Origin of the sequence: Cryobacterium sp. Sr8, from assembly GCF_004403225.1 — a bacterium.
Taxonomy (GTDB): domain Bacteria; phylum Actinomycetota; class Actinomycetes; order Actinomycetales; family Microbacteriaceae; genus Cryobacterium; species Cryobacterium psychrotolerans.
Genome location: NZ_SOHO01000026.1, coordinates 91,225 through 111,376, shown reverse-complemented (window position 1 = coordinate 111,376; position 20,152 = coordinate 91,225). Strand labels below are relative to the sequence as shown.

The window sequence follows — 20,152 nt, the reverse complement described above, 5'->3', positions numbered from 1 at the left end:
CCGGGGCTTCATGGCCATGGACAGATACCAAGTGTCCACGAAGCCGTGAGACAGCAACTGTCCACGATGTTCAGAGACAGAAGTGTCCACGATGTCGTGAGACATCACATTCGAAACGAAGGCACTTTCTCCGCAACTCAACCCCGTGCGGGGAGACACGTCGTCCCGTCAGGCGTGGTGTCGGCGTTCGAGTGCCGCACCCTCGACATCGACGTTGGGCATGATCCGGTCGAGCCACCGCGGGATCCACCACGCCGACTTCCCCAGCAGGTGCATGAGCGCCGGCATGAGCAGCATCCGCACCACGAACGCGTCGACGAGCACACCGAACGCGAGACCGAAACCGATAGAGCGGATCATTGTCGACTCGGAGAAGATGAAGCCGCCGAACACCGAAACCATGATCAGCCCGGCCGCGGTGACCACGGATCGGCCTGCCCGGAAACCGATCGCGACCGCGAGGCGCGCCGGTGCGCCGTGTACGTACGCCTCGCGCATGCCGGAGGCCAGGAACAGCTGGTAGTCCATCGCCAGCCCGAACAGGATGCCGACGAGGATCACGGGCAGGAAGCTCAGAATCGGACCGGGGTGGATTCCGAGCACGTCCGCGAACCAGCCCCACTGGAAGATGGCCACGATCGCACCGTAGGTGGCGAACAGCGACAGGACGAACCCGCTCGTCGCGATGACGGGCACCGGGATCGAGCGGAACACGAGGATCATGATCAGCAGCGACAGGCCGACGACGACCGCGAGATAGGTCGGCAGCACGGCGGCGAGGTTCTCGGAGATGTCGATGTTGATGGCGGCCTGGCCCGCGAGTCCGAGCTCGATGTCGTCGCCGACGGACGGCAGCGAACGGATGTCCCGCACGAGCTGCTCCGTGGACTCGCTGTTCGGCCCCCCGCTCGGCAGCACCTGGAACGCGGCGAGCGCGTTGTCGTCGGAGACCGCGATCGGGGCGACCGCGACCACTCCGTCCTGCTCGGCGAGCGTTCGTGCGACGTCGACCTGGGCCGTGAGCACCTCCGCCTCATCGAGTCCCTCCGGCAGTGCTGCGGTCACGAGGAGCGGCCCGTTCGCGCCTGCCCCGAAGGCGTTTTCGGTGGTCATGAACGCCCGGTAGGACGCCGAGTGGACAGGCTCGGACGACCCGTCGGGCAGGCCGAGCCGCATCGACAGCGCGGGGATGGCGACGATGAGCAGCACCACGGCCGCCACAATGACGGTGACGACGGCGCGCCAGGTCGACATCGGCTTCGCCTTCGTGTCTTCGTGGTGTTCCTGGCCGATTCGCGCGCGGGCGCGTCGTCCGAGCACGCGCTCACCGAGCAGCCCGAGGACCGCGGGGGTGAGGGTGATCGAGATGAGCACGGCGATCAGGACCGCGGCTGCGCCGACGGTGCCCATGAGGCCGAGGAAGGGCACGCCCGTGACGTTCAGGGCGAACAGGGCGACGATGACCGTGGTACCCGCGAAGACCACCGCGTTGCCGGCGGTGCCGTTTGCGAGTCCGATCGATTCGCGCACGTCGGCTCCCTGGAGCAGTTGCTTGCGGTGCCGGTTGATCACGAAGAGCGAGTAGTCGATGCCGACCGCGAGGCCGAGCATCACGCCGAGCACCGGTGTGACGGATGCCATCTCCACGACGCCGGAGAACGCGAGGGCGCCGAGGCTGGCGATCGCTACGCCGACAAGGGCCGTGACCAGCGGCAGGGCCGCGGCGAGCACGGAGCCGAGCATCACGAGCAGGATGATCGCGGCGAAGGCGACGCCCACGATCTCGCCGGCGCCGATGAGCTGCGGGACGGCCTGCGCCATGTCTGAGGAGAATGAAACCCGGGTGCCGTCGACTTGCTCGGACTCGAAATGGTCGATGACGGCGTTCTTCGACTCCTCCTGCAGCTCCATGCGCGGCTCGGTGAAGGCAACGTTGACGAGGGCGGTCGACCCGTCCTCCGAGACGACCCGGATCTCGTCGGCGAAGCCCAGGAGTTCGGCGCCGAGCCCGAGCCGGTCAGCCTGCCGGTCGAGCTCCTGACGTGAGGCGTCGAGCTGCGCCTGCTGCTCTGCCCGCTGCTGGTCCGGCAGCTGCTGCCCCGCGGCGTCGAGTTGCGCCTGGCCGGCGTCGAGCTGGGCGCGTGCGCTGTCGAGCTGGGTCTGTCCGACGACCAGCTCCTGTGCCAGGTCGGCGCGCTGCTGCTCGGTCTCGAAGGGGTCGATGATGTCCGCGACATCCGGCAGGTCGTCGCCGGCGGCGACGAGCGCACTGATCTGCGTTCTCTGCTCGTCGCTGATCGGCGAGCCGTCTGTGGTCTCGAAGACCACGGTGCCGGAGGCGCCGGCGAAGCCTGGAAGCTGCTCCTCGAGCTCGTCGATCACCGCACCCGACGCGGTGCCGGGGATGTCGAAGCTCGTGGCAAGACCGCTGAACCCCGCGGCAAATCCGAGGCCCGCGATGGCGAGCAGGGCGACCCAGGTCGTGATGACCAGCCAGGCCCGCCGTGCTGCGAACTTGCCCAGGCGGTAAAGCAGCTCAGCCATGGATAATTCCCTTCAACCCGGAATTATTCAGTCTATGCAACTATTTCAGGCCGCTTGCCGCTACCGGCCGGGCCTCGAAGAGGGCAAGACAAAACCCCCGGAATCGCAATGATTCCGGGGGTTTTCTTCGTTGCGGGGGCAGGATTTGAACCTACGACCTCTGGGTTATGAGCCCAGCGAGCTACCGAACTGCTCCACCCCGCGCTACAAGAACTAACTTACCACAGCCCCGAACCCGGGTCGAACCGAGCGGGCCGAATCGAGCGGATTCCCCCACCGACTTTGGCTGTTCCGGTCGAGTTTGCCCGGTGTGCGGTTCAAACTCGACCGGAACCATCCAGGTCGGCGAGGTTCGGGCGGTGCGGCCTACTGGCCGAGCAGGGCGAGCATCTTGGCGATGGTGTCGTTGAGCCGCTTGTCGGCGGCGCCGTACTTCGCGAAATCACCAGCGACCAGGGCGGCCTGCTTGTCGACGAGAGCCTGCTTGGCGACCTGGAGCAGCGACTTCAGCTCGGCATCCGTCGCCGGGTCACCGGTGGAGGACTTCGGCGGAGTCTCTTCGCCGTCTGCCGGCGGTGTGGTCGTCGGCGGAACATCCGTGTCGCCGGCGGTGGCACCCGAGTCGCCTCCGAAGAGCACGTCGAGGGATTCATCGAGCGTGTCCTCGAACGCGATCTCATCGCCGAACGCCACGAGCACCTTCTGCAGCAGGGGGTAGCTCGTCTCACCGGTCGACTGCACGTAAACGGGCTGCACGTACAGCAGGCCGCCACCGACGGGCACGGTGAGCAGGTTGCCGTTGAGCACCTTGGACTGGCCCTGCTTGAGCAGGTTCAGCTGGGCGGAGATCGACGGGTCACCATTGAACTTGTTCTGCACCTGGCCGGGGCCGGGAACGGTGTCTTCCTTGGGCAGGGTGAGCAACCGGAGGGCCCCGTAGCCCGCGGCGCGTTTGCCGTCTTCGGCACCGGCATCCGCATCGACGGCGAGGTAGCCGGTGAGCACGCTGCGGCTCGTGGCGCCGGTCGCGTCCGGGATGTAGGTCGAGTACAGCGAGAACGAGGGCTTGTCCTGCCCGGGCATCTGCATGGTCAGGTAGTACGGAGGCTGCAGCGTCGGGTTGCTGGCCGAGGACTGCGGGTCGTCCGGCGTGATCCAGGCGTCGTCCCTGGAGTAGAACGATCCCGGCTCGGTCACGTGGTACTGGCCGAGGATCTCCCGCTGCACCTTGAACAGGTCGGCCGGGTAGCGCACGTGACTCATCAGCTCGCCGCTCATCTCGCTCATCGGCTTGACCGTGGACGGGAAGATCTTCTGCCAGGTCTGCAGGATGGGCTCCTTGGCATCCCAGGCGTACAGCGTGACCGAACCGTCGTAGGCGTCGACGACGGCCTTGACCGAGTTGCGCATGTAGTTGATCTGGTCGAGCGCGAACGGCTGCGCCGGCGTCTCCGTGTCGGTGATCGCATCGCTCAGGCCGACATGGGTCGAGTACGGGTATTCGGCGGAGGTCGTGTACGCATCGACGATCCACTTGACCCGGCCGTCGACGACCGACGGGTACGCGTCGGAGTCGACCGTCAGGTAGGGCGCGACCTTCTGCACGCGATCGACGGGATCGCGGTCGTAGAGGATCTGGGACTTCTCGTTGACCGAGTCGGCGAGGAAGATCTGCTCCGACTGGAACTTGAGGGCGAAGATCAGCTTGTTGAAGGCGTTGTCGAGCTTGGGCCCGGCGTCACCGTCGAATGTCGTGTAGGTCTGCTGGGCGCCGTCCGTTCCGGACGGATAGTCGAGCTCGACCGGCTTGGTGCCCTCCGGGGCGCCCACGATGGAGTACGCCGGAGAGCTCTCGCCGAAGTACACGCGCGGTTCGAACTTGCCGAGCGCACCGGCAGTGGGAATGCCCGATTCCATGAACACGGGCTGGCCGTCGGCCGAGCGCTGGTTGCCGAAGGCGGCGACCATGCCGTAGCCGTGCGTGTAGACCGTCTTCGAGTTCACCCAGGTGTCACCGGCCCCGAGGCCGGCGAGGTTGAGGTCACGCACGGCGACAACGGCGTCCTGGGACTTGCCGTCGATCGTGTACCGGTCGACGTCGAGGTTCTCCGGGAACTTGTAGTACTGCTTGAACTGCTCGAGCTGGGCGAACGAGTCCGTGACGAGGGCAGGGTCGAGGATGCGGATGTTGGCCGTGGTCTCCGCGTCGGCGCGCAGGGCGCCCGGCTCGGCATCCGTCGTCGCGTTGTACGGGATCTCCTTCACATCGGCCACGCCATAGGCATCCCGGGTGAGGTCGATATTGCGGTCGATGTAGGGCTCCTCCAGCGTCTTGGCGCTGGGGACCACCTGGAACCGCTGGATCACCCACGGGTACAGCGAACCGATCAACAGGCTGCTGACGATCAGCAGGGCCGTGCCGACGACGGGCAGGCGCCAGCGTCCGATGATCGCGGTCACCAGGAAGAGCACGGCCACGACCGCGGCGATGCCGGCGAGGATCGCCCGACCGGGGATGGTGGCGTTCACTTCGGTGTAGCCGGCGCCCGTGATGAGCTCCCCCGCGTCGGTCAGCGTCGAGTACTGGTCGAGCCAGATGCTCACGGCCTGGATGAGCAGGTAGAGGCTGGCGGTCACGGCGATCTGGATGCGCGCCGACTTGGAGACGAGGGCCGTGCGGCCGCTGATCCGGATGGAGCCGTAGAGGTAGCTGGTTGCGATCGCAACGAGTCCGGAGATGAGCACAACGGCCGACGCGAAGCCGAGCACGGCCTGGTAGAACGGCAGGTCGAACAGGTAAAACGAGATGTCCAGGTTGAACTGCGGGTCCTTGCGGCCGACCTCGGTGCGGTTCAGCCACATCAGGATCGGCTGCCAGCGCGTGGACGCGGCCACACCGGCGAACAGTCCCAGCAGTGCCGGGATGCCGAACATGGCGAGGCGGCGCAGCGGCTCGATGACCTGCTGGTAGCGGTCCAGCTGCGAGTTGAGCTTGGCGTAGACCGGGCGCAGCCGGTAGGCAAGCTGGATGCTCACGAACACCGGGACCGCCATGGCGACGAACCCGATCAGGAACAGGGCCGTTCCGGCCAGCCACTGGGTGGTGAGCACGCTGAGGAATCCGAGCTGGTCGAACCAGAGCACGTCGGCGTAGAGGCCCGCGAAGATGAAGAACAGCACCACCAGCCCCGCGATGATCGCAGCGGTGATTGCGAGGGGCGCTCTACCGCGTCGGGGAGCGCTTGCGGCGGCGGGCGATGACGTCACGAATTGGCCTCTTGCTCTTAGTGATAGGGGTCAGACTCCATCCTAGACAAGCGCCACCGAGAGAACTCTGGGTGTTCGCTGAGGGCAGGCTGCGGACGTCAGGCTCCGCGGAGCTCACCCGGCCGGGCAGGTGGGGAGATCGCTGGTGTCGGCGTCGGTGCGGATGGCGTCCAGCGCGGCCAGGGAATCGTCCAGGGTCTCCACCGCGAACACCGTGAGCCCGTCGGGCACGTGCCCGGTGACCTCGCCGCAATTGTCGGCGGGGGCGAGGAACCACTCGGCGCCGGAGTTCTTCGCGCCGTACAGCTTCTGCCGGATGCCGCCGATCGGGCCGACCTGGCCGGACTGGTCGATCGTTCCGGTGCCCGCGACATCCGCCCCGCCCTGGAGGGCGCCGGGAGTGAGCTTGTCGATGATGCCGAGGGAGAACATCATCCCGGCGCTCGGCCCGCCGACCCGGTCGAGTTGGATCTGCACCTCGAACGGGAACTCGTAATCCATGCGGACGTTGATGCCGATGACAACGGCGCCGTTGGCATCGATCGGCGTGACCTTCACCGTGTCCTCCGCGCCGTCGCGGATGATGCCGAGGTTGGCCTCCGTGCCGGCGCCGCCGGTCTTCAGCGCCTGGCGCAGCTCCGTGACATTGACGACGACTTCGCCGTTGACCGAGACGACCTGGTCATCCGCCTTCATCACTCCGGCGGCCGGCGAGTTCTTCGGCAACGACACCACGGAGATTTTGCTCGGGTAGTCGTAGCCGAGGTGGGTGAGCGCGGCGGCGACGGCATCCCGCTGGGAGTCGACCATCGCGGCCTGGTTGGCGGCATCGCGTTGTTCGGTGGTGACATCGGCCGGGAACGCCTCGTCGATCGGGATGACGGCCGAGCTCGGGTCCAGCCACGCGCCCGTCACTTCCAGCCAGCTCGGCCGGTTCTCGGGATCGCCGACCAGGGAGACGGTGAGCAGGTCGAGGCGGCCGTCGGTGGGGTACACCTTCTGATCAGGGATGGTGATCAGCGGGATCTCTTTGCCGTCGTGGTCCGCCGTGCCGAGCGTGTTGTAGACCGGCCCGGGCTTCTCGATCGCGTACGGAGCGGGGACGACGCCGAGGACGACGCCGGACGCGAAGGCGATCCCGAGCACCGTCCAGCCCGCTTTCCCGGCGCGCCGGGTGCGGACCGCGGGGGGAATCGGGCTAGCGCCGAAGAGAGCCAACGGGCACCTTCCGTGAGTTCGGGGTGATGTTCGCGACAGGCGGACACCGGACCCAACAGCCTAGGTCATTTCCCAGTTGCGGCCGGTGGTTCTCCGGATAGCGTAGAGGCAAGCAACTGAGAGGGGCCTGAAGTGGCCGACGACTCACGACCCGACGAGGGTCAGAATCCCGAAGACGAATTCAAAGACATGCTGCGCGACATCCTGTCGGGCGCGTCCTCCATGGACCCCAGCCAGCTGGCCGGCGCAGCAGGACTGCCCAGCGACCCGGCGAGCGTCGCCGCACTGATGAGCCAGTTGCAGGGCGCGCTGCAGAGCGGCGGCGGCATCAGCTCGGACGTGGCACTCAAACAGGGTCAGGATCGCGCGGCGGCCGGGCAGGTCACCACGACGCCCGAGCAGCGCACGCAGCTCGACCAGGCCTTCCACATCGCCGCGCTGTGGCTCGACGACGTCATCTCGGTGGCCGAGCTGACGACGGAGCCCAAGCTGATGACGCGCAAGGAGTGGGTCACCGCCACGATGCCGATCTGGAGCCAGCTCGCCGAGCCGGTCGCGACCAGCATCTCCGATTCGCTCACCCGCGTGCTCACCGAGCAGGCTCCGGAGGAACTCCAGGGCATGATCGCCAACGCCAGCCAGGTCATGCGCAGCATCGGCGGCACACTCTTCGCGATGCAGCTCGGCCAGGTCGTCGGCCAGCTCGCCAGCGAGGTGGTCTCCGGCGGTGACGTCGGCATTCCGCTGCTCAGCGATTCGCAGGCCGCGCTGCTCCCCCAGAACGTCGCCGAATTCGGCGAAGGGCTCGATGTGCCCGCCGACCAGGTGCAGATCTACCTGGCCGTGCGCGAACTCGCGCACGCCCGCCTGTTCCGGCACGCCCGGTGGTTGCGCCTGCACCTGATCAGTTCGATCACCGACTTCGCCCACGGCATCCGCATCGACTCCGAGCGCCTGCAGGACCTCGCCGAGGGCTTCGACCCGACGAACCCGGAGGAACTGCGCGAGGCGATGGTCAACGGGTCCCTGATCCCGCCGAAGACCGAGGGACAGCTCGCCGCGCTCGCCCGCCTCGAAACGATGCTCGCCCTGGTCGAAGGCTGGGTCGACGTCGTCACCCTCGAAGCGACCAGCCGGCTGCCGAGGGCGGATGCCATCGCCGAGATGGTCAAGCGCCGCCGGGCCTCCGGCGGGCCCGCGGAGTCCGCCTTCGCGACGCTCGTCGGGCTCGAGCTTCGGCCGCGCCGGCTGCGCGAGGCGGCCGCGATGTGGCAGTCCGTGACGGATGCCGTCGGCAACGAGGCGCGCGACTCGCTCTGGGCGCACCCCGACATCGTTCCCTCCTCGGCCGACCTCGACGACCCGAAGGTCCTGGTCGAGCGCCTGACCAGCACGGCCGCCGGCGCGCCCCCGGTCCTCGACGAGATAGACCAGGCGCTGGAGGACCTCCTCCGCGACGACGGCACCGACCGTCCGCACGAGGCGTAACCCCCTCCCTCCCCGTCTCGCTTCTCTCTTGACTTGTCTTCGCCGAACTGTGAGTTTGGCACCTTCGTTGGGCTCGGGAAGGTGCCAAACTCACAGTTCGGCGAGCGGGCCGGCTGGGGTGTGGATGGATCTGGCGCGGGTCGGCGCGGGTGAGGCATCATCTGCGGATGGTTATCCGACTGAATCCGCGCTACCCACTGGTGTGGCGCTCCCCCGACACCATCCAGTTCGGCGTCGACCGCGCCCTGCTCGTGCTGCCCGGCATCACCCGGGCTGAGGAACATGTGCTCGCTGCCCTCCGCGGCGGCGTGCCCCAGGACGGCGCGGTGATGCTCGGCAGTCGGGCCGGGGCCTCCCCCGCCGACACCGCCGCCTTCCTGCGCCGGCTGCGTCCGGTGCTGGAAACCACGGTGCCGGAAACCACGGCGCCGGAGACAACGGCGCTCGACACCACGGTGCTCGCAACCACGGCGCCGGGACCGAGGGCGCTCCCGGCCCCCGCGGCCACGGCACCCGGCCCGACGGCGCCGACGGTGCCAACGGTGCCAACGGTCCACGGCACCGTCTGCGTCGACGGATCCGGCCCGACCGCCGATCGGATCCGCGGGCTGCTCGGCGACCTCGGCATCCCGACCCGGCTGACCGACGCCGACCCCGCCCTGGCCATCGTCGTCGGGCACTACGTGCTCGAGCCGGCGCGTCACCGGCGCTGGCTGCGCCGCGACATTCCGCACCTGCCGGTCGTGTTCAGCGACGGTGAGGTGCGGGTGGGACCGCTTGTCGAGCCGGGCAGCGGGCCGTGCCTGTACTGCCTGGAACTGGACCGGGTCGATGCCGACCGGGCCTGGCCGGCGATGGCCAGCCAGCTCCTCGGCCGCGAGGCGCCGACCGAGTCCGCACGGGCGAGCATCGACGTGGCCGCCCGGGTGGCCGGACTCGTGCAGGACCGCCTGGCCGGCGGCCGCTCCGAACTCTGGAGCGCCTCACTGGCCCTGGACGCCGAAACCGGTGAGATCAGGCGCCGCGAGCACCGGCCGCACGAGCGGTGCGGATGCCGATCTCTGCCAGGAAACGTGACCGTTCTCGCGGGGATCGCTGCTGCAGTCCCGATGCCGCCCAGCTCAGCGCCAGCCGCCGCCGTGCCCGCGTGATTCCCACGTACAGCAGGCGGCGCTCCTCGTCGACCTCCTCGAACGTGCCGGCGTAGCTGATCGGCACGAGCCCCTCGGACAGGCCGACCAGAAAGACCGCGTCCCATTCGAGCCCCTTGGCCGAGTGCAGGGTGGCGAGCGTCACGGCGGCCACGGTCGGCTCGTGCTGGCCGGCCTGGCGTTCCATCAACTCGTCGGTGAACTGGCGGAAGGTGGTGCCGGGCGGGGACTGGTCGACCAGGCCCATGATCGCGTTGAGCGACTCCCACCGGTCGCGCACTGCACCGGGCGCCTCTGGCGCGGAGTGGCTCCAGCCGAGCGAGCGCAACACGTCGCTGACCGACTTGAACAGCGGCTCACCCACGATCGAAACGGATGCCGCGCGCAGCGACATCACCGCCTGCTTGACTTCCTGGAGGTCGAAGAACCGCTTGGACCCGCGGATCTGGTAGCTCACGCCGACGTCGCCGAGGGCCGTCTCGAGTGCCGCCGCCTGCACATTCACCCGGTAGAGCACGGCTATATTCTCGGGCCGTGTGCCGGCCTCGATCAGTTCGACGATGTGCTGGGCGACGCCGCGGGCCTCGGCCATGTCGCTCGAGTACTCGCGGACGGACGGTTCTGCGCCGGCCTCGGTCACCGCGGCGTGCAGTGACAGCGCGCCCGGCCGCCCGCGCATGAGCTGGTTGGCGGTGGCGACGATCGGCGCGGTCGACCGGTAGTTCTGCTCGAGGCGCACCACCGTGGCATCCTCGTAGCGCCTGGGGAAGTCGAGCAGGTAGTCGCTGCGCGCGCCCGCGAAGGAGTAAATGGTCTGGCTGGCGTCGCCGACGACGCAGAGGTCGCGGCGATCGCCGAGCCAGAGCGCCAGCAGGTCGTGCTGCAGCGGCGACACGTCCTGGTATTCGTCGACCACGAAGAACCGGTACTGTTCCCGCACCTGCATGGCGACGGATGCCTCCGACTCGATCATGCCGGCCATCGCCAGCAGCACGTCCTCGAAGTCGATCTGCTTGCGGCCGTCCTTGAGGTGCTCGTATGCCTCCTGCATGGCGACGACCTGGCCCAGGTCGAGCCGCCCGGGCAGGCTGCGCGTGTGCGAGCCGGAGCCGTACTCCTCGATGCTGAGCCCGGAGGTTTTGCGCCACTCGATCTCCGCCGCAAGGTCGCGGAGGGTGGCCGTGTCGAGCTTCAGCTTCAGGGAATCGGCGGCGTGCCCGAGGAGACGACCCTTGCCGTCGAGGATGCGCGGGGCCTGCCCACCGACGACGTGCGGCCAGAAGTAGTTGAGCTGGGACAGCGCGGCCGAGTGGAACGTGCGCGCGGCCACTCCGCCGGCGCCGAGCTGGCGCAGCCGGCCGCGCAGTTCGGAGGCGGAGCGAGAGGTGAAGGTGAGCGCCATCACCCGGTTGGGCGCGTACGCGCCGGTCATGACGCCGTAGGCGATCCGGTGGGTGATCGCGCGCGTCTTGCCTGTTCCCGCCCCGGCGAGCATGCACACCGGCCCGATCAGGGCCTCGGCGGCCACGCGCTGTTGTTCATCGAGCCCGGCGAGGAGCGACTCGGGGGTCACGGTCATCCGCGCACCCAGTCAGGCCCGGGGGCGATCGGTTCGCCGAGCCACTGCTCGAGCATGCCACGGGCGATCGACGACGGGCCGGGCAGCACGACCGTGCCGGTGGACGCGCGGAGCTCGTCGCGGCTGAACCAGCGCAGCTCGAGGATCTCCTCGCCGTCGGGAAGCAGCCCGTCGGCGTGCTGGCCGTCGTCCAACCGGGCCGTGAAACCGCACATCAGCGAGGCCGGGAAGGGCCACGGCTGCGAGCCCATGAAGACCGGATCGGTCACCCGCAGGCCTGTTTCCTCGAACATCTCCCGGATGACGGCCGCCTCGAGCGACTCTCCCGGTTCGACAAAGCCGGCCAGGAGGGAGTACCGGTTGTTCTCCCACATCGCGTTCGAGCCGAGCAGGATGCGATCGGCGGAGTCGGTGATCAGCACGATCACCGCCGGGTCGGTGCGGGGGAAGACCTGGCTGCCACAGGTCGGGCAGCGCCTGGTCCAGCCGCTGTCTTCGGCGGTGGTGGCCGTGCCGCAGCGCGGGCAGTGCGTGTGCGACTTGTGCCAGTTGAGCAGGCCGAGCGCCTCGGCGAACGCCCCGGCGTCCCGGTCGGACAGGGATGTCGCCAGCTCGCGGAGGCTCGCCCAGCGAGACTCGTCGGGCTCGAGTGCCCGGGCCGCGTCATCGCCGAGTTGCGCGGCGACCAGCGGCGTGCCGACGGGCTCGACCGAGCCCTCGTCGAGGGAGAGTCCGAGGTAGAGGCGCAGCTCGCTCGGCGGCAGCCGGCCGGGCGCGAGCAGGGCGAGCCGGGGGACATCGGCGTCGCTTGCGTGCTCGTCCAGGCCTGCAATCAGCGCCTTGCCGTTCCACAGCGCGACAACGCGGGTTCGGGCATCCGCCCACAGCGTGTCGAAAAGTTCAGGGTTGGCGCGCGCCGAATGGTCCCGGTCGACCGCGTGTCGGGACAGCGGCAACCGAGTCGTGAAGGCGAACGACATGGACAACCTCTCCGGGTCTGGCAACGGATTCCGGCCCGGCCTCGGCAACCTGCGAAGTCGTGTGCAGGCGTGGCGAACGGTGACGCCGGACGAAAGTCGACCTAACCTAGAAGGCATGGCCAGATCCCACCTCACTCTAGCCGCGTTGGCCACCTCCGCTGTTGCGGAACTCGACGTCGCCCAGGCCCGCGCGCACAGTCTCCGCTCGCACGGTCGCTTCGATTCCGCGCTGCTCGTCGGCCGTGACGGCAGCCGGCTGATCATCCGCGTTCCCAGGTCCCAGGCGGCCGAAACCGAACAGTCGGCCGACCTCGTCGCCCTGCGCGCGCTGACCATCGGCAACCGCAGCCGCCTCCCCTTCGACGTGCCCCAGTTCGTCGGCCAGGCGCCGGCCGGCGGAACCCGCGCGGTCGTCTATGAACTGCTCGCCGGTGACGCCTTCGACGCGGATGCCCTGACCGGGCATGCCGGGGTGTCGGGCTCGATCGGCCGCGCGATCGCGGCGATCCATGGCCTGCCGACCGCGTTCGTCGGCACCGCGGGCCTGCCGCAACAGACCGCGGCGGAGTGCCGGGCCTCCGCCATCGACGTGATTGACCGTGCCTCGGACACGGGCTACCTCCCGGCCGCCATCCTGCGCCGGTGGGAACAGGCCACGGACGACGAGGCGCTCTGGCAGTTCCCCCCGACCGTGATCCACGGCTCCCTGTCGGCCGAATCCTTCCTGATCACCGACGATGCCGTGTCCGGCGTCCTGGGCTGGGCCGGACTCAGCGTCGGCGATCCCGCTCGCGACCTGCACTGGCTTCTGGCCGCGCGAGGCAGGGAAGCGGAGGCCGCGATGAGCGCGTACTCCACCGCCCGGCAGGGCAGCGACTCGCGGATCACCCAGAGGGCGATGCTGTACGCGGAGATGGAACTGGCGCGGTGGCTGCTGCACGGCACCGCGACCCGCAACCAGGCCATCGTTGACGATGCCGTGGCGATGCTCGACGGGCTGGTCGAAAACGTGCACAGCCAGACGATGTATCCGCTGTCCCCGGCCACCGCCCCGGTCCTGGACCTGTCAGCGGTCGAATCGATGCTGCGGTCGACGCCGCGGGGCGAGCCCCGCTCGGGTAACGGATCGGCCATGCAGACCGACGCCTACGACCTGTCGGAGTTCCGGAAGAGCGAGTTCGACGACGGCGAATCCGACCACGGCGCCCGGGACGATTCCGGCCGGAACGACTCGGGCGATACGGGCGCGATCGATCAGCCGCGCCTCTTCCACGACTCGGAGGCGGCGACGGGACCCGTCGACATCGGCGCCACGACCGACGACCAGGCCAACACGAGGTCCCCCTCGGAGTAGAGCCTGTGCGGCACCACGATGGTGTCGTCGGCGACGAAATAGAACACGGCGTCGACCAGTTCCGGGTCGATCCCCTTCCAGCGCGCGTAGGCGAGCCGGTAGAGGGCGAGCTGGGTCTGCTTGAGTTCGAGGTCGGCGGCGTTCCGGGGCGCCTTGCCGGTCTTCCAGTCAACGACCTGGTAGCCGGTCTCGGTGCGGTAGACGGCATCGAGCTTGCAGATGAACACCTGGCCGCACATGACGTGGTGGATCTCGAGTTCCACCTCTTCGGGCTTCCGCCCGGCCCACTGCGAGCGCTCGAAGGTGGCCTTGAACCGCTCGAATTGCTGCTCTTCGGCCAGCGCCGCGTCGGTGCCCGATCCGGTGGCGCTGTCGAAGTCGCCGTCTCCGGCGCCATCGAGGTCGGAATCAAGGTCGAAATCCAGGTCGAGTTCCTGCGGGCCCGCATCGACCAGGTCGCCGGAGCCGACCCCGCCGGCCCGGCGTTCCACCCACGAGTGGAACAGGGTGCCCAGGCGGGTCGCGCGGTAGGGCTTCTCCGGCATGGGCCGGCGCAGCCCGGCGGCAACGGCGGCGGGGTCGTCGAGGTAATCCTTGAACCGAGACGCCGGGATGCGCGTGGGGAGCGCCATGACACCGGCCCCCGCCTGCCGCAGCGCCCGTTCCTCGAGCAGGAGGGTGACGTCGCGCGACCAGATCGTGGGGCGGTCCTGGCCCGAGTCCCTGGCGCCGCGCACGAGGTCGGCCGCCGCCTCAACGAACGGTCGGCGGGTGCCCAGCGGGTCGAAGGGCCACGACTCCCGGCCGACGCCGGCCGCTTCGGGCTTCTCGGAATCCGCGCTGTCCACGGCGACGGGCTCGATGAGCCCGGCGTCGGAGAGCTCGACGAGGAAGCGGCTGGGCTTCCGGACGGTCAAGCCGCCGCCCCAGAAGGAGCCCGTGAGCAGCAGTTCCCGCTGGGCCCTCGTCGTCGCAACGTAGATGAGGCGCCGTTCCTCGGCGGCGTGCCGGTCGCCGAGCTCGGCCTTGTACCGGGCGAACTCGGTGTCGAAGGACTTCTGGGTTTCGTGGCCGGAGTGGAGCAATTCCGGCAGCTCTGCCCTGTCGCCGCGCATCGGATAGGGCAGCTCGCCGAAGCGGAGCCAGCCGGCCCCCTCTTTCGCCTTGGCCGGCAGGCTGTTCTCGGTGAGGTTGGGGATGGCGACGAAGTCCCATTCGAGCCCCTTGGCGCCGTGCACGGTGAGTAGCTGCACGGTGCCCGGCTCGGACATCTCGCCGCGGGGGCCCAGGTCATCCTGCCGTTCGGCGCGCGCCAGCCAGCGCAGGAAGCTGCCCAGGGTGCCCTGCTCGTCGCTGTCGAGGAAGGCGGACACGGTGTCGTGGAAGGCGTACAGGTTCGCCAGCCCGCGGCCGTGCGACTCGTTGGCCACCAGCTCGACGTCGAGCAGCGTCTCCTGTTCGATCAGCCGCACGAAATCGAGAAGCGGCAGCCCGGCCCGGGAGCGGAACCAGGCCAGTTGCCGGCCGGCCTCGCGCAGGCGACCACGGCCTTCCTCGCTGAAACCGGCGAGCTGGCCGTGCGTTTCGGAGGCGGTCGCAACGAAGTCGAGGGCATCGACGAGGGAACTCACGTCGTCGCCGGCGACGGATGCGCGGATCTTCGCCTTCAGCTCGTCGCTGACCGCCTTCTGCGCCCAGTCGTGGGAAGCGAGCCAGGACGCGACCCCGGCGAGCGCCTGCAGGTCGCGCGGGCCGATGCGCCAGCGGCCACCGCTGAGCAAACGCACCAGTTCGCTGCCCGCCGAGGGGTCGTGCGCCACGCGGAGCACGCTCACCACGTCGGCGACCTCCGGGGTCGAGAGCAGGCCGCCGAGTCCGAGCACGTGCGCCTTGACGCCGTTCGCGCGCAGCACCTCGGCGAAGAACTCCATGTCGCGCCTGGCCCGGAACAGCATGGCGCCCGAGCGCGATCCGCCGTCGAGCCGGGCGGCGAACCACCGGGCGACGTGGTCGGCCTCCTCGGCCACGGTCTCGAGCATGAGGCCTTCGACCCGTCCGGCCTCCTTGCCGCCGGGCACCTTGAGGGTTTCCACCTGGATGCCGCCGGGCCTGGCCCGGAGCGCCTCGCTGAGCGGCGCCACCAGGGTGTTCGCGGCGTCGAGGACGGAGGCCGGGTTGCGCCAGGTGTAGGAGAGGGACATGGACGGGCGGCTGCCCGGCCCGGCGTCGGCACGGTCGGCACTGTTGAAGTCGGCCCGGAAGCCGAGCAGGTTCGCCGAACTGGCGCCGCGCCAGCCGTAGATCGACTGGTGGGGGTCGCCGACGGCCATGACCGGATGGTCGGCGAAGAGCGTGTGCAGCAGCTCCGTTTGCAGCACGGAGGTGTCCTGGTATTCGTCGAGCAGCACGATGCGGTGCTGGTCGCGGGCGCGGACCCCGACGCCGGCCACCTTCCGGCACACCTGCAGGGCGAGGGCGACCTGGTCGGAGAACTCGATCAGGCCGAGGCGCCGCTTCTCGAGCTGGTAGCGGTCGGCCAGTTCGGCCAGCACCGGCAGCGGGGCGACCGCCGCGAGCGAGCCGGTCACCGAGTCGTAGGGCTTCTTCTTGGCCGCGGACCCGTACGGGAGGTCCGGCAGGTAGTCGAAGCCGGCGGCCAGCCCGGCGAGGTCGTGCGACCCGGCCGGCTCGCCAGGGACGAACGGCGCGGGATTCTCGGCGAGCGCCCGGCTGAGCCGCAGCACGGCATCCGTCACCGTGTCGAGGTTCTTGCCGAACGGCACGAGCCGGTCATCGCCGTGCTCGATCACCGTGCGCCGCGCCAGCAGCCACGCGGAGGTCTCCGAGAGCAGCACCGATTCGGGCTCCCGGCCGAGCAGGAGGGCGTTGTCGCTGAACAGGCGGCTGGCGAAGGAGTTGTACGTCGACACCGTGGGCGTGTCGAACAGGTCGGAGGAGTCGCGGGAAACACCGTCGCCGACGATGCCGGCGGGCCGGGGCATCAGGCCAACCTTGTCGAGCTGCGCGATGCGCAGGTTGATGCGTTCGGCCAGCTCCCCCGCCGCCTTGCGGGTGAAGGTGAGGCCGAGGATCTGGTCGGGGGTGGCATGCCCGTTCGCGAGCAGCCAGAGCACCCGGTTGGCCATGGTCTCAGTCTTGCCGCTGCCGGCGCCGGCGACGACGAGGGTGGGCACGAGGGGCGCCTGGATGACGGCCTGCTGTTCGGGGGTCGGCGTCGGCTTCGCCAGCGCCTCGGCGATCTGCACGGCCGAGACGGAGGGCGGGATGGTGGGATTCATGAGCTGACCTGCTTGATGACGTGGATGCGGCAGGACCCGAAGGACCAGGGGTCGAGGCAGTGGTTGGCGATCTCGGCGAGGAAGACGGCGCCGCCCATGACCTTCGCGTCGTCGCCGACTCGGGTGCGGAACGTCTCGATCTGCTCCGGGGTGAAGGCCTGCTGGGTGGGATTGCGGTAGTTCTGCTTCTGTGTGCCGGAGGACACGATGAGCAGCCGGGCGCCGGCCAGCTCGGTGCCGGGCGGGATGCCGGCGATCGCGCCGTCATGGAAGGCGAGCTGGTAGGCGCCGAGCTGGGGATGCTCGGCCACCCCGGCGTCGGCGATGGGGTCGCCCTTTCCGGTCTTCAGGTCGACGATGACGGCTCGTCCGTCGCTGAGCTGCTCGACCCGGTCGACCGTGCCGGACAGCACCGCCCCGCCGACCTCGAGGGTGAACCGGCCCTCCGCGCTGAGCAGCGTGGTTCCGGCCCGCCCGGCGTCGCGGAGGTAGGCCGCGAGCCGGTCGACGAGGGTGCGGGCCTCGAGCTTCTGCAGCCGCGACTGCCAGTCGGCGTCGAAGACGAGTTCCCCCCACCGGGCCTCGACGTCGTTCCACAGCGACTCCGGGCTGATGTCGGTGGCGTCCTCCATGACCTTGTGGATGATCGTGCCGAGGTTCGCTGCCGTGCTGCCGCCTCCGCCGCCGACCTGGCCGATCATCCAGTGCAGCGGGCAGGTCTCGACGGCGGACATCTTCGACGGGGAGACGCGCACCGGACCGTCGCCGGCATCCGGGTCGTTGAGCGGGCGGGATGTGCTCTGCTCCCGGATGCCGTACCACTCGAGCGGGTCGGCGCCGGCGACCGATTCCCGGGCGAGGCGGGCCAGGGTCGCCGCGGCATCCTGCGCCCGTCGGCTGGTCAGCTCGTCGGGGTTCGCCACTCGGCGCAGCGTGCCGGTCAGCTCGCTCCGCAACCGGCCGACCATGCCGCGCAGGGACAGCGGGTACCGGCTGAGCGCGTCGGCCTCCGTCTTCGGGTCGGGGAGAAGCCGCTCGAGCAGCCGGGTGGCGAACGCGGACGGCTGGTGGTCTTCGTCGTCGACCGCGGTCAGGAGCAGCTCTCCCCTGGCCCGGGACGCGGCCTGGGCGAACATGCGCAGCTCGTCGTGCAGCACCGCCCGGCGGGGGTCAGGGTCGGGGTTCTGGTGGCCGGCCGCGGCGGGCAGCTCGCCGGCTCCCAGCAGGGAACCGCGGATGCGCAGGTCGGGCCAGACGTTCTCCTGGAGGCCGGCGAGCACGACCACCTCGAATTCCCGGCCGATGGTCGCGCTGGGAGTGGATACGACGACCGCGTCGCCGAGGGCCCGGGGCGCCAGCGTGTCTTCCGGCACGTCGGTGTCGACGAGGTGTTCGAGGAAGAGCACCGGCGGGGCAGCCGGCGTGCGCTCCACGAACCGTTGGGCCGCGGCGAAGAGGGCCACAACAGCGTCGAGGTTGCGGTTGGCCTCATCGGCGACGATCCCGGTGCCGGCCGACTGGTCGAACCAGGTGTCGGCCAGGCGGCTGCGCTGCCACAGGCCCCAGAGGAGTTCTTCGATGGTCGAGCCGGAACGATACTCGGCAGCGGCCGTGCGCAGGCTCTCGCCGAAAGCGGCGGTCTTGCGGGCGGTGCGGTTGTCGATCAGCGCGAGCGCGCCGGGCACGGTGAGCGCCTCGACGAGCAGGTGGTCGGGGCTGCGCTCGTTGTCGGGGCGTTCGTCGTCGGACCCCAGCGCCTGCTGGCGGAGCGCCGCCCGCAGCCGCCGCAGGGTGATCGGGTCGAGGCCGCCGAGCGGTCCGCGGAGGAGGTCGGCCGCCGCATCCGCATCGAGGGGCCGACGGCCGAGCGTCACCTCGAGGGCGAGGATGAACGCCCTGACCGCGGGTTCGTCGCGGAGGGCGGTCTGCGCCGTCGCAACCTGGGTGGGGACCTCGAGCGCGGCCAGTCCCTTGGAGAGCGCAGGGACGAGCGAGCCGGTGCGCACGATCACGGCCATCTGCCCCCACGGGACGCCACCGATCACGTGGCGCTCCCTCAGCCGGCGGGCGATCACCGCCAGCTGCTCGGCCGGGCTGGCGGCGATGGCGGACTGCACGGCCGGCGCGGGCGGGGCCGGAAGCGGGTGCGGCTGCGGCTGCGGGTGAGGCGCTGCCGGACTGAGCAGCACGGAGCGTTGGGTTCCCGCGGCCGCGGCTCCGATCCGTCCGGTGATCTCGTGCACGACCGCCCGAAGGGCAGCGCCGTGACGGTGCACGTGGCCGAGGGTGAGGGTCTGGACCGTGCCGAGGCCGAGGTACGCGCCGAGCCGGCCGAGGGCATCCGGGTGGGCGCCGCGGAAGGAGCCGGTGCTGATGTCGGGGTCGCCGAACGCGACGACGGCGACACCGCGCGCGGCGAACTCGGCCAGCAGCGCGAGCGTGCCCTGCGTGGTCTCCTGTGCGTCGTCGAGCACAATCAGGCGCAGCCCGTCCAGGGCGCCGAGCGCCCCGGGTGCCCCGGTTCGCGCGTTGACCCGAGGGACGCCCCGCACGACCGCCGCCGCGTACTGGGCGAGTTCGGTGGAGTCGTATTGCCCCGGCCGGGTCTGGTCTTTCACCTCTTCGTAGCCGCGGATGAACTCCGCAGCCGCCACCCATTCCGGCCGATCGGCGCCGTGGCCGAGGGCGGCCAGCCGCGCCGGGGTCACGCCGTATTCCACGGCGCGCATCATCAGATCGCGCAGTTCGGTGCGGAAGCCGCGCAACCGCCTGACCTCCGGCCCGAGCGGGTCGGGCCAGTTCGGGCCGGTGCCGTCGAACAGGTGGCCGGCGAGCAGTTCGGCGATGATCTGGTCCTGCTCACCGCCGGTGAGGAGGGTAGGGGCCGTGCCGCCGGCGCGCGCCTCGGCGTCCCGCACGATCTGGAAGGCGAGCGAGTTGGCGGTCCTGGCGAGCGGGCCGTTCGTGGGCACGCCGAGCCGCAGGGCCAGGCGATCGCGGAGCGAGGTGGCGCCGGAGCGCGTCGGAACCAGCACGAGCACCTCGCTCGGCGAGTACCCGCGCCGGAGCACGCGGTCCGCGACGAGCTCGACCAGCGCGGTCGTCTTGCCGGTTCCGGGCGCCCCGATCACGGCGGCGGATGCCCCGTCGGCGATGTCGAGGACGGCCCGCTGGGTGTCGTCCAGGTGGTGGGCGTCGGCCGAGGGATCGGGGTCGGTACGGCGCTCGAATCCTGGGGTGGTCACGAATTCAAAGCTAGCGGGTTCCGCCGA

9 protein-coding genes, 1 tRNA gene and 1 pseudogene are annotated in these 20,152 nt (G+C 69.9%); 3 read left to right on the top strand and 8 right to left on the bottom strand.

Features of this window, described 5'->3' with window-relative positions; genetic code table 11:
* Positions 1 to 168: 168 nt before the first annotated feature.
* From E3T54_RS04345 to E3T54_RS04330, 4 genes are all read right to left on the bottom strand, one after another.
* The gene (locus E3T54_RS04345) at positions 169 to 2,544 is read right to left on the bottom strand and encodes an MMPL family transporter (RefSeq protein ID WP_134474707.1); all 2,376 of its coding nucleotides are present in this window, start codon (positions 2,542 to 2,544) and stop codon (positions 169 to 171) included.
* Between the two features lie 130 nt (positions 2,545 to 2,674).
* Positions 2,675 to 2,748: transfer RNA gene (locus tag E3T54_RS04340), tRNA-Met, on the bottom strand.
* A gap of 162 nt (positions 2,749 to 2,910) precedes the next feature.
* Positions 2,911 to 5,811, bottom strand: coding sequence for a UPF0182 family protein (locus E3T54_RS04335; RefSeq protein ID WP_241977048.1), 2,901 nt, complete (start codon positions 5,809 to 5,811; stop codon positions 2,911 to 2,913).
* A 114-nt stretch (positions 5,812 to 5,925) separates the two neighbouring features.
* Entirely contained in the window at positions 5,926 to 7,029 is a 1,104-nt protein-coding gene (locus E3T54_RS04330) for a PDZ domain-containing protein (protein WP_134474706.1), read from the bottom strand.
* Positions 7,030 to 7,161: 132 nt separating this feature from the next.
* Between E3T54_RS04330 and E3T54_RS04325 the strand changes: the two genes are divergently transcribed.
* Both E3T54_RS04325 and E3T54_RS17205 read left to right on the top strand, forming a co-directional pair.
* On the top strand, positions 7,162 to 8,517 hold the full coding sequence (locus E3T54_RS04325) for a zinc-dependent metalloprotease (RefSeq protein ID WP_370254849.1): 1,356 nt from the start codon (positions 7,162 to 7,164) through the stop codon (positions 8,515 to 8,517).
* Between the two features lie 167 nt (positions 8,518 to 8,684).
* Positions 8,685 to 9,524 (top strand): annotated as a pseudogene (locus E3T54_RS17205) (hypothetical protein); the annotation flags it as partial.
* Positions 9,525 to 9,531: 7 nt separating this feature from the next.
* Here E3T54_RS17205 and E3T54_RS04315 read toward each other — a convergent pair.
* Both E3T54_RS04315 and nudC read right to left on the bottom strand, forming a co-directional pair.
* On the bottom strand, positions 9,532 to 11,247 hold the full coding sequence (locus E3T54_RS04315; protein ID WP_134474704.1) for an ATP-dependent helicase: 1,716 nt from the start codon (positions 11,245 to 11,247) through the stop codon (positions 9,532 to 9,534).
* A complete protein-coding gene (gene nudC / locus E3T54_RS04310; protein ID WP_134474703.1) occupies positions 11,244 to 12,227 on the bottom strand; it encodes an NAD(+) diphosphatase in 984 nt (327 codons plus the stop codon). Before nudC ends, E3T54_RS04315 begins: the two co-directional genes overlap by 4 nt.
* A 115-nt stretch (positions 12,228 to 12,342) precedes the next feature.
* Here nudC and E3T54_RS04305 point away from each other — a divergent pair, with 115 nt between their 5' ends.
* Positions 12,343 to 13,581 carry a phosphotransferase gene (locus E3T54_RS04305; RefSeq protein ID WP_134474702.1) on the top strand — a complete coding sequence of 413 codons (1,239 nt, stop codon included), beginning with the start codon at positions 12,343 to 12,345 and terminating at the stop codon, positions 13,579 to 13,581.
* Here E3T54_RS04305 and E3T54_RS04300 read toward each other — a convergent pair.
* Together E3T54_RS04300 and E3T54_RS04295 are read right to left on the bottom strand one after the other, a co-directional pair.
* The gene (locus E3T54_RS04300; protein WP_134474701.1) at positions 13,482 to 16,880 is read right to left on the bottom strand and encodes an ATP-dependent DNA helicase; all 3,399 of its coding nucleotides are present in this window, start codon (positions 16,878 to 16,880) and stop codon (positions 13,482 to 13,484) included. The genes E3T54_RS04305 and E3T54_RS04300 overlap by 100 nt on opposite strands.
* On the bottom strand, positions 16,877 to 20,125 hold the full coding sequence (locus E3T54_RS04295; RefSeq protein ID WP_134474700.1) for an ATP-dependent DNA helicase: 3,249 nt from the start codon (positions 20,123 to 20,125) through the stop codon (positions 16,877 to 16,879). The genes E3T54_RS04300 and E3T54_RS04295 overlap by 4 nt, the downstream gene beginning before the upstream one ends.
* Between the last annotated feature and the right edge of the window lie 27 nt (positions 20,126 to 20,152).